Genomic DNA, 14,748 nt, shown 5'->3' on the forward strand with positions numbered 1-14,748 from the left:
TGCATTTTGCAATGTTGAACCATCCAGTTCCCTAGGCTAAGAGGCATCTCCCAAATTCCTCTTAGACCAATATGCTTGAATCAACCACTGTGGCTTGGCCTTACCTATCAGCAGTCTCCCATCTGCTGACAGCGCAAAGACTTGGCCCAGCTAGAAGTGATTGTTCAAACTTTTATTCATCTTCATCATCCATTAGGCCAGCCAGAACATCATTGACCTTAACAATATTCTCTGCTGCCTTGGATGGATAGCTAACTTCTGCTCCTGTCAAAGAAGCGTTAATAAACTCAATGACCATGGGCAGATTGACCCCCGCATAAAGCTCGATATCCTGCCCTTCCATAATGAAGCGACTGACTACATTACAAGGAGTGCCCCCCAAGAGATCCGCAAAGACCAAGTAATCCTCAAAGTCTTTGACCGTTTCTAAGAATTTAGCTGCGAAGTCTTCTGGACCTTCCTCCGGAAGCAGGGCTACTGCATGGATGTCTTCCTGAGGCCCCATAATCATTTCCGTAGTTGTTTTCAGCTCTTCACAAAAGCGACCATGGCTGACTAAAACTAATTTCTTACTCATAAATCACTCCATTACTCTGGTACTTGTCCCAGCAGGAAGTAGCCGATAGCGGAGAAGCTTACTGCCATGAAAATGATAATGAAGATAGCCTTGGTAGAGTTCATTCCTTTCTTGCCCAAGAGCCAGAAGATAAAGCCTGTAAAGACTGCTGGAATCAAACGTGGGAAAATCAGATTCATCATGTCTTGGAAATCAATAGCTTTTTTACCGATGTTCCATACCCAAGATACTTCAAAGTTGATCATAGTCGCAATCAAACCACCCACCATGAAGATACCCAGTACAGAAGCCGCTTCAACAAGAGCTGTCAAAGTACTTTGCATGTTGGTGATGAGATTGACCCCTTCTTTGTATGCAAATTCTAACTGTTTCCAACGGAAAATATCATAAGCAACCGCTACAGCAATCCAAAGGAAAATTCCCCAAGGCTGGCCTGCGATAGCCATGGTAGCAGCGATAGAGCCCATGATTGCTGGCACAAGAGAGCCAAATATAGAGTCTCCGAGAGGAGCAAACGGCCCCATAAGACCTGTCTTGATACCATTGACCGCATCTTTTGATTTAACACCGTCTTTTTCTTCCATAGCTAGGTCAAAACCTGCAATAATGGTGTGGAAGAAAGGTGATGTATTGAAGAATTGCGTATGCAATTTCATCATTTCTTGCAATTCTGGAGTGCCGTCACCGTACATTTTGCGCAGCTGAGGCAAGAGCATGTAGAGATAGCCAGAACCTTGCATCCGCTCGTAGTTCCAGCCTAATTGGAAAGTGAACAAGCTGCGTTTATTGATTTGTTTAAAATCTTCTTTTGTTAATTTATAATTAGAGTTCGTCATCTTCAATTTCCTCACTTTCTGAGTTTGTGCTAGCAGCTGGAGCAGCAACTACTGTTCTTTGGCTGTATTTGAAATGCTGTACTGCAAGGAAGATACCAAAGATAGCTACACCAATCATAGACAAGCCTTTGAAATTGTTGGCAAATGTAACTGCAGCATCTTTTGGAAGAGTTCCAACAATGCTAGATACAGCACCACCCAAAGTTTGAATGTTTGAGTAAAGCACAGTCAGCATAGCCGTCAAGCCAAAACCAAGAGCTAAGTAATGAAGATTACGTTTAACTGGAAGGTAACGAAGCAAGATAGCGAACCCGAGTCCTGGAAGCATACGACCAGCCAGTGTCAAGCCTGCAGCCAGCCATTTCACACCAGCAACACCATCTACTATCGCTTGAACAAATGTTCCACCATAAGCCAGAGCCAGAAAGACTGGCAGGGCACGAGACAGAGCCCAAGGAAGGGCACCTAAGAGATAGTTGCGTTCAATACCTTTATAGTCGAAGCGTTCAACTGCTGCATCCACACGGTGTGCGAAATAAGTCGTTGTCATGCGACCTAAGATATCGAAGTATGTCAACAAAGTTGCTACTGGTACTGCGATTGTCGCAATAGCCAACTCTGGCTTAATGCCTTGTGCTACAGAGAAGGCTGTCGCCAAAACGGCACCTGATGTTGCATCAATACGAGAAGCCCCACCAAATGTCCCTACACCAAGAACGAATAATTGCAGGCTACCACCGATAAACAAACCAGTCGTCAAATCACCCATAATCAAGCCAGTAATGAACCCAGCAAATACAGGGGATCCTGCTGACGAAACGATAGTCAACTCATCACAGATTTGATAAGCTGAGTACAAAGTGAGTAGTAAAATTTGCCACCATTGTATCATAACAATGTCCTCCTAAAATTTTGTCCTATTTTAATAACTTCATGAAATCCTCAACCGGATCGTTGGGAACCATTTGCGCTGTCAGCTTGACTCCTTTTTCGTGCAGCTTGTGAAAGGCTTCAACATCTGCATCTACCACATTGATAGAGCGGGTAATGGAGCGAGTTTCGTCTGACTGAGACATATTGCCGACATTCAGCGTTTCCAGCGGAACACCAGCTTCGACCAACCGCAGGAAGCGGTCTGGCTTGCGAGCGACAATCAAGAGTCGCTGTGAATCATACTTGCCAGCCAATATATTTTCTGCTGCCTTAGCAATCGGCAAGACACTAAGTTTCACACCAGCTGGCGTTGCGAGCTTGAGCCCGCTCTTTTCGATAGCATTTTCAGCTACCTCATCGTCAATCACCATAATACGTGAAATGTTGAGCTTGGTAGTCCAAAGATTGGCTACCTGTCCATGGATCAAACGTCCATCGATACGTGCACCTACTATTGTCATAGATTTTCCCCCTTTATTGTTTTAAATGTAGGTTGGTTAACTAAGTGAATGATTTCGTTGTATACCCCTTCTGTCTCAAAGATAATGATGCGATTGTCGCCTTCTCTGAGCAAGCTGTGCGGGATATAAAGCGATAAGGTCGGTCCGACATTCCAGAAGCGGCCAATGCTGACACCGTTGACAAAGACGACGCCCTTGCCAAAGTCAGACAGATCCAGATAAGTATCTTTAAGCGCTTTCATTTCAAAGTCAAAAGCGTAGAAAGCTGGTTGCTTTTCCTGCCACCCTTTCGAAAAATCAATCTTTTCTGGATGGTCCAGCGGCAATGGGTAATGCTGCCAGTCAAGCAGGAAGTGCAGATCCTTGCAGACACCGGTACGAATGCCCTTCTGCTGGGTATCTGCCAAGAGTTTGTGCCCATAATTGACCCGGCCCATATTTTCCATCAGAATGTCAAGCTGGTGCTCTGCCTTTTTCTGGCCGTCCACCATGATATCCTGACCGATTTCTGTCTGGTACTGGGTTGCTATGTGCTGAGCGTCCACATAAAGCTGCATCCGGTCGCGGCCGTCAATGACACGGAGCCTTTCCTGATCAGCATCCCAACTAGCCCAAGTCCGATAGAGCAGGTAGCCGACATTTTGCCCCAGCTCCTCCATCTTCATCGGATAGAGACTTTCGATAGGCTCTGCCAAGTCAGGCAGTGTCTCAAAGAGACTGACCTTCTGACTGAGCGGGATATTCCTAAACTCAAAAGACTCTTTCACCAAGGGCTCCATCTGCGGATACTCTGGATAATGCTCTTTCAGCATCCTCTGGACTGCATAGTACTTATCCGTCGGATTGCCACGCTCATTGAGTAGAGCATCATAGTCATAGGAAGTTACCTGTGGCAGGTCAATGACACCTCTGGCCGAACAGCCGTTCATAAAGCCAAAGTTGGTACCGCCATGAAACATATAGAGATTGATTGAGCCCTGCTGGAGCACTTCGTGAACAGCTTGAGCCAGTTCGTCTGGATCTCGCTTGATGATAGGCTCTTTCCAGCGATTGAACCAGCCGTCCCAGAACTCCATACACATGAGCGGCCACTTTTTGCCATGTTCGTCAAAGAATTCCTGCATCTGGGCAAAATTGTAATCTGCCTTAGAGCCGAAATTTCCTGTCACAAAGACATCGTCATCAATCAGCGTACCAGCTTGAAGCGTAGCCCGCCAAGGTCCGTCTGAAGTAAAGAGCGGACAGGTTACACCTCGTTCTTCCATGAGCCGTCTGATTGCTCTCAGGTAGGCCTTGTCTTCCCCATAGGAACCGTACTCATTTTCCACCTGCATCATGAGGATATTTCCCCCATTGTCCAGAAGCCTTGGAGTCAGTCGCGGCAGCAGCTCGTCATAATAGCTGGCTACAGCCTGCAGAAAGGCCTCATCTGATGAGCGGATGCGCATGTTCTCATTGAGCAGCCAGGCCGGCAGGCCGCCGAACTCCCACTCCGCGCAGATAAAAGGCGAAGGGCGGATAATGGCATAAAGTCCCAAATCCTGAGCTGTCTGTAAAAATGCCTCAATATCTAAAATTCCTTGGAAGTTAAAGACACCTTTTTGGGGTTCGTGCATATTCCAGGGAAGATAGGTCTCCACCGTATTAAAGCCCAGAGCTTTGAGATTATAAAGGGAATGGTACCAATCCTCAGGCTGTACCCGAAAATAGTGAATGGCTCCCGATAAAATCTTAAACTCTCGATCATCCAAACAGAAGGAATGATCAATTTTGAATCTTGCCATCTGTTGTCCCCTCTGGTATAAAACCGTTTTCATATCTTATTATAATTAATATAATAATTTTTTGCATAAATGTCAACATTTTTTTTAAAAATATGTTAAAATTTTAATTAAGAGGGATAACTAAAGAGAGGTGACCACAATGGCTATTCCAAAATACCAACAAATCAAAGATGAGCTCAAGCAACAAATCATTTCTGGCAATTTTGAAAACGGAGATAAGTTCTACACAGAGGCAGAACTGATCCAGTTGTTTAATGTTAGCTCCATTACTGTCGTCCGTGCTTTAAATGAGCTGGCAAATGATGGGTATATTATCCGTCAGCAAGGCAAGGGAACTTTCGTTTCACGCGCAAGAAAGCACAAGCTAGTAGAATTTTCTGACGTTGAGACCTTCCCTATCCAAAAAGATAAGGTAACTGTTCTCTCCATCAAGCGTGGGAATGACCTGAAAATCTTGGATAAGCTAGAACTAGCACCAACACAGTTCTACTATAAGATTGATCGGATCAGACGGACTGGCGATAAAGTCTATATCTATCACCAAACCTATATTCCAGAGCAATACATCAATCCTAACTATCCAGATTTGGACTATTATAGCTCAATCTACAACCGCTTCAAAACTGACTACCACATTCATATGAATGATGAGCATTTTGAAGAAACCAATGAAATTGTCTTCCCAACACCAAAAGATGTTGCGAAAGTACTGGAAGTTGATACCAACTTCCCGACCGTTCATCAGGTGAAGATTACCCAGCTAGAAAGCACTGGACAAATTTTAGAGTACAGCGAAACATACAAACGCGGTGACTTTTTCAAAATTAAATTTATTTCCCGTAATCGGGATCATTAAGACCAGAAACGGCAGCTGTTTAATATGCTGTCGTTTTTTGTTTCATCTTGTATGTTCCTATCTATTTTAAATCTATCTATACCAATTTGCAACCCTTTAAGACTTTTTAATCAATAAAATGTAAACATAAGACGTCATTTTGTCCTATTTTTAATCAATTTAAAGAAGAAAAAAATAAGAAATACTGGCTGTTCCCCTGAAAATTGGTACATGATGAAGCAAAAAGCTGGGATTGAATCCCAGCTTTTTGATATAAAATGTTCCTTATTTTGCAAATAAAGTCGTTTATTAAGTCTCTAGAAAACCTGCTATTTCTTTATTTCTAATTCACGGACCTGAAGCAAAACATTAGGTAAATCTGCCCCAGCCTGAAGAAGGGCAGCAGCCGTATAAGTGCCTTCTACTAAGGGAACATTATTGATAATGATTTCCTTGTCAGAAAAGTCTGCGACCATTTCTAGATTCATCCGAGCCGAACCCAGATCGAAAAAGGCCAAAATAGTGTCCTTGTCATTAGCATCTAAAGCTGCCTGAATCCCTTCAAAGCTCGTACCAATGCTGCCGTCTTCTAGCCCGCCTACATAGCTGATGCTCACATCTGCCGCCACCTGCGAAATGAGGTCAAACAAGCCTTGGGCCAGGTTTTTGGAATGAGAAACGATAAGAATGCCAGTATCTGCCATCAGCCTGCCTCCGTTTCTAGAAGAGCCTCAAAGAGGAGACCAGATGAAGCCGAACCGGGATCGATATGACCGATAGAGCGCTCACCGACATAGGAAGCCCGCCCCTTGGTCGCCTTCAAATCCTTAGTCGCTTCCACTAGGGAACCAATCATTTCACGCGTCAAGTCTCCGGACTGCAGAGAAAGAGGAATCCCCGACCAGACATCCACCATGGTCTTCTCACCCGGCACAGCCTTGCCCCGCTTCTGAATCATGTCCAGCCCAGCTTGGATGACTTCTGACAAGTCTTTGCCGTCTTTTTCAGCTTTGGCCATACCCATGAAAGCTGAGCCATAGAGAGGTCCGGAAGCACCGCCGACCTTGCTAATCAACTGCATGGAAACAGCCTTAAAAACCTCAGCCGCACTGGCAAAGTCCTTAGCAGCTAGACTCTCTACTGCTGCTGCCATTCCTCTGGCCATATTGGCACCATGATCGCCATCACCGATGGGTGTATCAAGGTCAGATAGATAGTCTTTCTGATCCTGGATCTTCTCGTTGAACAACTGCATCCATTTTTTTGCTCTTGCTGCGTCCATAAGCACCTCCTTACCAAGCGGCTGTTGTGACAGAACTGTTGAGAGCTGTCAGCCAGTCTGGCTGGTCCAGCTCGATAAAGGTCAGAGAAATCCCCGCCATGTCAATGGAGGTCATGTAATTACCCAACTTTTTATAGACAACTTCGACTCCAGCTTCTGCCAGAAGATTTGCTACATCGGCCGCGAAGACATACTGCTCCATGAGCGGTGTTGCACCCATACCATTGATGAGAATGCCGATCTTCTTACCAGATTTGAGCTCAACAGACTGACTGAGCTTTTCGACTAATTCCTTGGCTAAGTCCTTAGACGGCTGCATCTTTTCCTTGCGATAGCCGGGCTCACCATGGATGCCAATGCCGAACTCTATCTCATCATCAGCCAAAACAAAACCAGGCTTGCCGACTTCCGGAACGGTTGCCCCGCTCAGAGCCAAGCCGACCGTATGGATATTTTTGACCAGCTCATCAGCTAGAGCCTTGATTTCAGTCAGAGATTTGCCTGCATGCGCCGCATCCCCTAGAATCTTATGGACAAGAATGGTACCAGCCACTCCGCGACGACCTTGCGTATAGAGGCTGTCTTCCACTGCGATATCGTCATCTACGACGACACTAGCCACCTCAATCCCTTCCATCTCAGCCATTTCCTGAGCCATTTCAAAGTTCATAATGTCACCGGAGTAATTCTTGATCACCATGAAGACCCCAGCTCCCTCATCTGCTTCCTTGATAGCTTGCAAGACTTGGTCAGGTGTTGGTGAAGTAAAAACCGCTCCGCAAATAGCAGCCGACAGCATGCCCTCACCGACAAAACCCGCGTGGGAAGGCTCATGACCACTGCCACCGCCAGAAATCAGGCCAACCTTACCTGTCTTCTCACTCTTGCGGGCAATAATATTAAAGCCCTCCACCCGATAAACCAAATCGCTGTGAATATAGGCTAAGCCTTCCAGCATCTCGTCCACAACCGCTGTTGGATCGTTGATAATTTTCTTCATAGGTGTCCTCCGTTTCTCAGCGTTTCTCTAAAATGAGCAATTCACCCTAAAAAGAAAGCGCTATCATTTTGATATTATTTTAACATTTTATCTTACCGAAAGCAAATTCTGCCACATCTTAGACTAGAAGAAAGCATCAAATTAGTTGACAAGAAAAAGTAGACAGTGTATACTAAAGATAAATAAGTAGACAGTGTATACTTTAGGAGAAAATGAATGAAACGCAATACTGCCCAGCTGAAAGAACAACTCATCCAAACAGGGATTGACGAAATCGGAAAACACGGAATTGAACAGCTTTCGCTCAGGACTGTTGCCAAGGCCTGCGGTGTAACTCACGGCAGCCCCTACCGCCATTTTGAGAGCAAGGAAGGCTACCTCAAGGTAGTTTTGACCCAGCTTTCGCTGTTTCTCAATCAGGAAATCAATGAAAATATTGATGCGACAGGTTCTGCGCGTGATCAGCTGACCCGGCTTGGACTTAATTTCATTATTTTTGCCAAGACCTACCCTCATTTTTTCGAAGCTCTCTTTATCAAATTTCCTTTTAAATATATGAAGGTGACTCAGGACACCATTCTCTTGGAGTCTGACCTGCCTGGATTTGATAAATTTAAGGAGCTTGTTTTAAAGCTTCGCGAGGAGGAAAATTTTAGCAATAGCGAAGCAGAAAGCCTTTTTCACTTTTGGAGCTTTATCACAGGCCTAGCCGTTCTGACCAACAGTCCTATCGGACAAGACCTTGATCCTCAAGCCATCCAAAGCACGATCGAGCACATGCTTGACATTTATATCAAAGGAGAACGATCATGAAAACCTTGATTATTTACACCCACCCCAGCCCAACTGGCTTCAATACTGCTATTCTCAAAGAGGTTCAAAGCAACCTTTCTAAGAAGCATGAGGTGAAAACCTTGGACTTGTATGCTGAAAATTTTGACCCGATTTTGCGCTTTGACCAAGAACATAGACGCCGTGACCTGCACAAAGACCCTGAAATGGCAAAATACAGGGATTTGATTACTTGGGCAGACCATCTGATTTTCATTTTCCCTATCTGGTGGAGCGGTATGCCGGCCATTCTCAAAGGCTTTATTGACCGTGTCTTTGCGGCTGACTTTGCCTACTCTTATAAGAAAGTCGGACTCCAAGGCCACCTGCAAGGGAAATCCGGCTGGATTATCGTCAGCCACAATACACCAGGTTTTGCCCTGCCTTTTGTCCAAGACTACGGTAAGGTGCTTAAAAATCAAATCCTGAAACTTTGTGGTATTTCTCCAGTCAAACTGACCGAGCTCAACGGAGTAGAACGTAAAACAGACCAACAACGCCAAGAAATGCTCAAGAAAATCGGGCAACTGGCCAGTCAAATTTAAGATAAAGAAAGCAGGCGCTTCTTAGGAAGTGCCTGCTTTTATGTTCAATCTAAGCCCACGCGCTTGAAGATTTCATCTACGCGCTTGGTATAGTAAACTGGGTTGAAGATTTCATCAATCTCTTCCTGAGTAAGACGGGAAGTGACTTCTGGATCCGCTTCGAGCAGAGGCTTGAAGTCCACTTGATTGTCCCAAGACTGGGCGGTCTTTGGCTGTACCAAGTCATAAGCCTGCTCCCGCGTCATGCCTTTTTCAATCAAGGTCAACATAGCCCGCTGACTAAAGATAAGACCAAAGGTTGAGTTCATGTTACGCTTCATGTTTTCTGGGAAGACGGTCAAGTTCTTGACGATATTACCGAAGCGGTTGAGCATGTAGTCGATAAGAATGGTCGTGTCCGGTGTGATAATCCGCTCAGCAGATGAGTGGGAAATGTCGCGCTCATGCCAGAGAGAGACATTCTCAAAGGCTGTCACCATGTGACCACGAATAACACGCGCCAGACCAGTCATATTTTCAGAGCCGATTGGATTGCGCTTGTGAGGCATAGCTGAAGATCCTTTTTGACCCTTGGCAAAGAACTCTTCAACCTCGCGTTGCTCAGACTTTTGCAGACCACGAATTTCGGTCGCCATGCGCTCGATAGACGTCGCAATCAAGGCTAGAGCTGAGAAGTATTCAGCGTGGAGGTCACGTGGTAGGACTTGAGTCGAAATCTCCTGCGGACGGATGCCTAATTTCTCACAGACATAGCTTTCCACGAATGGCGGAATGTTAGCAAAGTTACCAACCGCACCAGAGATTTTCCCAGCTTCCACACCCGCAGCCGCAATCTCGAAACGCTCGATGTTGCGCTTCATTTCGCTGTACCAGGTCGCAAGCTTAAGCCCGAAAGTCGTAGGCTCCGCATGCACTCCGTGGGTCCGTCCCATCATGATGGTGAACTTGTGCTCCCGCGCCCGCTCTGCAATGATGTCGGTGAAGCGACGCAGATCCTCACGAATAATATCATTGGCCTGCTTGTAGAGGTAGCCGTAGGCCGTATCCACCACATCAGTCGAGGTCAGGCCATAGTGCACCCACTTGCGCTCTTCACCCAGTGTCTCAGAAACCGCCCGAGTAAAGGCCACCACATCGTGGCGCGTCTCCTGCTCAATCTCCAAAATGCGGTCGATGTCAAAGCCTGCCTTTTCACGAATCAAGGCCACATCTTCCTTGGGAATCTCACCCAGCTCAGCCCAGGCCTCATCAGCTAGAATCTCAACCTCCAGCCAAGCCTTGTACTTATTTTCCTCAGTCCAAATGTTCGCCATCTCGGGGCGAGAGTATCGGTTGATCATGTTGTTTCTCCTTATTTGATTGTGTTCTTCCAAGCCTCTATATTTTCAACCACTTTTTTTTCGTTCTTAGATTTGAGATGCATTAAAACATGTAAATCATTTAACAAATATAATAGAACCAATAGATCTTTTGCAGTTTTTTGTTTCTCTGCACCAGATATATGGGCAAAAAAATCTATTTCCACTGCTTTAACATCATCCTCAAGGTGACTTTCTCCATGAAGAACTAGTCTATACATTAGATTCTCAAAATAAGTACGGTAAGGTTCATCTAATTTAGATAGAATTTTGGCATTAGTTGTTAAAGAGGCTATTCCCTCTTTATATATAAACGTTGAAAATGCTTCTAATATTTTTCTCATTTCGTTACCAATAGCACTATATTCTTCAGGAGGTTGGCTCAGCGTTGCAAAATCGTAGATATGTTCTATCAGCTCTGTATAACCATGTGATTTAACACTAAATTCTTTAAGAATTCCATTAGATAATTCTAATTTTCTGAAAGCTAATTTATTCCCTCCTTCTATTTCTTTGCAATAATTCATTATTTCTTTGCAATAATTCATTATTTCTTCCATGAATTTCAAAAAATCATAATAAGTTAATCTGTCATGCGTCATCAATATGACACGAGAGTCTTTGTTGCTACTCAAGACTCTTTGTAGACGACTTTTTAAATAACTAATCATACCTATACGATTTTCCATGTCAAAACTAGAAATAGGATCATCAATCACAAGAAAGTATTCATTTTTAAATTGGTCGTTTTGCTCTCTATTTTCTTGTAAGATCGTAAAAAAATAACAAAGCGCAATAGCATTTCGTTCCCCAACCGATACCCTCGCAGGACTAACCTTTTTTCCTCTTGATAGAAGATAATATTTCCCATTCTCATTTTGAATCATTAAACGCTTATCTGAAAAGAAAATATAACTTAGTCCTCTATTAATTTCATCAACAGCGATATGAGTATTTTCTTTTTGTGAATTAAGTTCATTTATCAATCGTTTATTTTTTTCAATGTTTGATTGTAATTCCCTTAACTTCTTGTCATTATCCTCTTTATGTTTTATTGCTTCACCTATTTTTTTATAGTCACCTTTAATATCATAATAGGCAATCTGATTATTAATTTCAATTAACTCTTCTTTTAGTCCTTTGATATTATCAATGGAACTATTAAATGACACTCTGTTATTTTCAAGCGCTTCTAGAGCTTTATTCAAATCTTCAAAATCTATTATTAAACTTTCAGGAATTCTATGAATTGGACTGTATGGATTATTAACTTTATTATCTATCAAAATATTTATATCATGTATTTTTTTATTGACCTCATCCATTCTTAACTGGACTATATTCAATAACTCTTTATCCAATTGATTAAATTTAGCAAAATCTAATTCAATAGGCTTCAAGTATAGTTTATATAGATTCTCTTTATGTTCATCTATAGTTTTTGAAAGTAGTTTTTTTATACTCTCAGACAAATTCTTTCTATAATCTATCGAGACATCTTGAACACAAAACGGACAGTATGTATGTTCTTCATTTTCAAAATAATTTTCAATATCTTTGAGATGTTGCTCTCCTCTATCAATTTCTGATAGTAGGTTAAGTAAACGTTCTTCTCTTTCATTCAACTCCGGTTGTTCAATCTGTTCGCTTAATAATACACAGAGAGACTCATATAACTCTTCAGGAAAATATGTTATCTGAGGTACTTCGTCGTTTATTTTAATAGCAGTTCTCCTGAAATCAAAGTATTTCTTCTTCTTCTCTTCAAAAGAAATCAATAACTCATCTCGTGTTATTTCAGGAGATAATTTGATAAATGTTTCATAGGTATCTTTGTGTACCGGAGTGGCTGATCTATTCCCCTTTATTTCTCTATCTCGTTCTGCCCAATTACCTTCACCCTTTAATTTTGAAGCAACTTGATTTTCCCAAAAAATAGAAGATAAGCTGTTTTTTCCATCAGTATAATTTTTAGCTAAATTTGTGAGTTCTTCCTTCTCAGCCAAATATTCTTTTTGTTCTTTATCTATTTCATTAATTTTAGAATTAATTTCGTTATCTTCACCTAATATAACAATTGTATCTAATCCATCTTCAACTAACTTTACTTTTTCATCAATAAAAGATTCGTTGAAAACAAAAATTGAATCTCTCAGATCATCTAAATCTACAGCATTATTATTTAAATCAATAAAATTTACAATTTCCGCAGTACCTTTACCAGTCCTAAGTTGTTCGATAGCCCTTGATAAAGTACTTTTCCCAGCCCCATTTCGACCGAATACTACGCTAGATTTTGTAGTTCTATAACGTATTTCATCAACACCATTATTTTTATGTTTATACTGTTCCTTAAAGAGATATAAATTTTCATCACCTTTAAAAATTGAATCTTTTATTGTAATTCCTGAAATTCTTTCAAACAATATCGAACCTCCACTAAAACTCCTACACATCACTAACCACTGTCTCATGACTCATTTTGCGGTTTGTTTTTCACTACCTAGCTTCCTGTCTTTTGTCTAAATATCGAAAATACTGTTTCTGCTGCTTACTTAAATAAGGCTACACAAATGATGTCAGGAAGACATTTTGAGTGCATTCAATAAAATGATTGTCATCTACTTTTTCAAATTGAAAAAGTCTGATTAGACAAGTCGGTTACAAGTTTCCAGACCTAATCAATAGGATAAGAGAAACTCATTCCCTATTATATTTTAACATATGTTGTCTCCTGCTTTAAAGATGATTCCGCTGCTTTCTCTGCATGAATCACTGTTGTGTCGTAGAGTGGCAAGTCAGTGTCGGATTGCTTGACGAGGAGACCAATCTCGGTGCAACCCAAGATAACAGCTTCAGCGCCTGCTTTTTTCAAATCATCTATAACGGCAAGATAAGTCTGCTTTGAGCTTTCTTTGATATCTCCTAGACAGAGTTCGTCATAAATGATTCGATTAACCTTTGTAATGCCAGCTTGGTCTGGAATCAGTACTTCTAACCCAGATTCTATTAATTTTTCCTTGTAAAAATCTTGAGTCATGGTGTACTTGGTCCCTAAGAGACCAACTTTTTGAATACCGTTAGCCAACAAGGCCTGCGCGGTTGCCTGCGCAATATGCAAGATTGGAATCGTAATCTTTTCTTGTATCTGCGGAGCAACCTTGTGCATGGTGTTGGTACAAATAACGATGAAATCCGCACCTGCTTGCTCCAAACGCTGAGCAATATCTGTCAACAGTTGACTGCTTTTCTCCCAGTCTCCGACCGCCTGATAATGCTCAATCTCTGCAAAATCAACACTATAAAGCAGAATCTTAGCTGAATGCAAGCCACCCAGCTCTTTTTTGATGGTTTCGTTGATGATTTGGTAGTAAGATGTGGTGCTTTCCCAACTCATGCCACCAATCAGACCGATAGTTTTCATAGGCTAATCAAACTCCTCCTTGCTTATCGCCACCGACGGATAGTGCGGCAAGCTACTCAGATCTGTATCCAATGGCAAATCATAGATAGCCAGATAATTGTCTGGATATTGAATCTTTAATTCCTGATATTTGGCTTTTACTTTTTCATGGTCAGCGCTGGCAAAAAGCACTTCTACAACGGCAGTTTCTTTGCCTTCTTCCAAAAAAGCATTAATGATGATTTGAATCATAGAAACCTCCTATATCACAATTCAACATCTAACTTTAAAATATCTCCCTTTTCTCCATAATGAAGAAGCCGCAGATATTCTCCCCAAACTCTGGACTTGCCAATTTCTGTATTCATCCAGCTATCCCGACCAATCTCAACATCCTTGTAAAAGGCATTGAAGGTATAAGGGATATAGCGAAGATGCTTCGGTAAGTGCTGAGCCAAAGTCCGCCATTGCCTACCAGTCGCGTGGCTTTTGCAAATGAACATAACGGTCTCAATAGTGTTAAAATCAAAAATTTCTTTGGCAAACAGTACGTTTTCTAAAGTATTGCTAGATGAGTTTTCAGATTTAATCGCTTCTTCAGGAATGCCCGCAGCCAGCAGATGCTGAATAATAACCTCTGCCTCTGTATATCCATTCCAATCCGGATGAGGCGTTCCCGTCAAACTTCGGCCGCCAGTCACAATGATTCGTCTTACATAGCCTTTTTGATAAGCCTCAATAGCTTTTTCCCAGTGGCCTGGGTGAGTCCCACTGAAAACAAATAAAACGTCACACGGCTGAGGTTCGATTATTTCCCCAAAAACACTCTTAGTCAAAAAGGAAATTTCTTTATCAGAGAACTCTTTCGGAACTTCTGGACTTTTCGGGATAATTGGTTTCATC

At 42.4% G+C, this 14,748-nt stretch carries 16 protein-coding genes and 1 pseudogene; 3 read left to right on the forward strand and 14 right to left on the reverse strand.

Going from position 1 to position 14,748, the window contains the following annotated elements; translation table 11 throughout:
• Positions 1-172 precede the first annotated feature (172 nt).
• Genes AX677_RS06280 through AX677_RS06300 form a run of 5 tightly spaced genes read right to left on the reverse strand, consistent with a single transcriptional unit; the run spans position 173 to position 4,624 of the window.
• Positions 173-577 carry a PTS sugar transporter subunit IIA gene (locus AX677_RS06280; RefSeq protein WP_002894390.1) on the reverse strand — a complete coding sequence of 135 codons (405 nt, stop codon included), beginning with the start codon at positions 575-577 and terminating at the stop codon, positions 173-175.
• 11 nt (positions 578-588) lie between these two features.
• Positions 589-1,413, reverse strand: coding sequence for a PTS system mannose/fructose/sorbose family transporter subunit IID (locus tag AX677_RS06285; RefSeq protein WP_060976535.1), 825 nt, complete (start codon positions 1,411-1,413; stop codon positions 589-591).
• A complete protein-coding gene (locus tag AX677_RS06290) occupies positions 1,400-2,305 on the reverse strand; it encodes a PTS mannose/fructose/sorbose/N-acetylgalactosamine transporter subunit IIC (RefSeq protein ID WP_002894386.1) in 906 nt (301 codons plus the stop codon). Before AX677_RS06290 ends, AX677_RS06285 begins: the two co-directional genes overlap by 14 nt.
• 25 nt (positions 2,306-2,330) lie before the next feature.
• The gene (locus AX677_RS06295) at positions 2,331-2,807 is read right to left on the reverse strand and encodes a PTS system mannose/fructose/N-acetylgalactosamine-transporter subunit IIB (RefSeq protein WP_002898809.1); all 477 of its coding nucleotides are present in this window, start codon (positions 2,805-2,807) and stop codon (positions 2,331-2,333) included.
• Positions 2,804-4,624: a beta-galactosidase family protein gene (locus AX677_RS06300; protein ID WP_197416892.1), complete on the reverse strand. Its 1,821-nt coding sequence runs from the start codon at positions 4,622-4,624 to the stop codon at positions 2,804-2,806. The genes AX677_RS06295 and AX677_RS06300 overlap by 4 nt, the downstream gene beginning before the upstream one ends.
• Positions 4,625-4,730: 106 nt before the next feature.
• On the opposite strand from AX677_RS06300, the gene AX677_RS06305 reads away from it, so the two are divergent.
• A complete protein-coding gene (locus tag AX677_RS06305) occupies positions 4,731-5,447 on the forward strand; it encodes a GntR family transcriptional regulator (protein ID WP_060976537.1) in 717 nt (238 codons plus the stop codon).
• 308 nt (positions 5,448-5,755) lie between these two features.
• Here the strand turns inward: AX677_RS06305 and dhaM are convergent, their stop codons facing one another.
• From dhaM to dhaK, 3 genes are read right to left on the reverse strand one after another with little or no spacing between them, the layout of a single operon-like run.
• The gene (gene dhaM, locus AX677_RS06310) at positions 5,756-6,130 is read right to left on the reverse strand and encodes a dihydroxyacetone kinase phosphoryl donor subunit DhaM (RefSeq protein ID WP_060976538.1); all 375 of its coding nucleotides are present in this window, start codon (positions 6,128-6,130) and stop codon (positions 5,756-5,758) included.
• Positions 6,130-6,708, reverse strand: a complete 579-nt coding sequence (gene dhaL / locus AX677_RS06315) for a dihydroxyacetone kinase subunit DhaL (protein ID WP_060976539.1) — start codon at positions 6,706-6,708, stop codon at positions 6,130-6,132. Before dhaL ends, dhaM begins: the two co-directional genes overlap by 1 nt.
• A gap of 10 nt (positions 6,709-6,718) precedes the next feature.
• Positions 6,719-7,708: a dihydroxyacetone kinase subunit DhaK gene (gene dhaK / locus AX677_RS06320; protein ID WP_060976540.1), complete on the reverse strand. Its 990-nt coding sequence runs from the start codon at positions 7,706-7,708 to the stop codon at positions 6,719-6,721.
• A gap of 216 nt (positions 7,709-7,924) precedes the next feature.
• Here dhaK and AX677_RS06325 point away from each other — a divergent pair, with 216 nt between their 5' ends.
• The gene (locus AX677_RS06325; RefSeq protein ID WP_002894377.1) at positions 7,925-8,521 is read left to right on the forward strand and encodes a TetR/AcrR family transcriptional regulator; all 597 of its coding nucleotides are present in this window, start codon (positions 7,925-7,927) and stop codon (positions 8,519-8,521) included.
• Positions 8,518-9,084 (forward strand): NAD(P)H-dependent oxidoreductase, encoded by a 567-nt coding sequence (locus AX677_RS06330; RefSeq protein WP_049547559.1) that lies wholly within the window; start codon positions 8,518-8,520, stop codon positions 9,082-9,084. Before AX677_RS06325 ends, AX677_RS06330 begins: the two co-directional genes overlap by 4 nt.
• 44 nt (positions 9,085-9,128) lie before the next feature.
• Here AX677_RS06330 and purB read toward each other — a convergent pair whose 3' ends face one another.
• The 6 genes and pseudogenes from purB to AX677_RS06355 form a co-directional block, all read right to left on the reverse strand.
• Complete coding sequence (purB, locus tag AX677_RS06335; RefSeq protein WP_060976541.1) at positions 9,129-10,424, reverse strand: adenylosuccinate lyase; 1,296 nt, start codon at positions 10,422-10,424, stop codon at positions 9,129-9,131.
• An 11-nt stretch (positions 10,425-10,435) separates the two neighbouring features.
• A complete protein-coding gene (locus AX677_RS06340; protein ID WP_231730788.1) occupies positions 10,436-12,868 on the reverse strand; it encodes an AAA family ATPase in 2,433 nt (810 codons plus the stop codon).
• A gap of 142 nt (positions 12,869-13,010) precedes the next feature.
• Positions 13,011-13,146: pseudogene (locus tag AX677_RS09435) on the reverse strand (SRPBCC family protein); the annotation flags it as partial.
• A gap of 6 nt (positions 13,147-13,152) precedes the next feature.
• Positions 13,153-13,866, reverse strand: a complete 714-nt coding sequence (locus AX677_RS06345; RefSeq protein ID WP_060976543.1) for an aspartate/glutamate racemase family protein — start codon at positions 13,864-13,866, stop codon at positions 13,153-13,155.
• A gap of 3 nt (positions 13,867-13,869) precedes the next feature.
• Positions 13,870-14,097: a hypothetical protein gene (locus AX677_RS06350; protein ID WP_060976544.1), complete on the reverse strand. Its 228-nt coding sequence runs from the start codon at positions 14,095-14,097 to the stop codon at positions 13,870-13,872.
• Positions 14,098-14,111: 14 nt separating this feature from the next.
• Entirely contained in the window at positions 14,112-14,747 is a 636-nt protein-coding gene (locus tag AX677_RS06355) for a YdcF family protein (protein ID WP_060976545.1), read from the reverse strand.
• Between the last annotated feature and the right edge of the window lies 1 nt (position 14,748).

The sequence above is a fragment of the Streptococcus sp. CCH8-C6 genome, from assembly GCF_001557225.1.
GTDB lineage: Bacteria > Bacillota > Bacilli > Lactobacillales > Streptococcaceae > Streptococcus > Streptococcus sanguinis_C.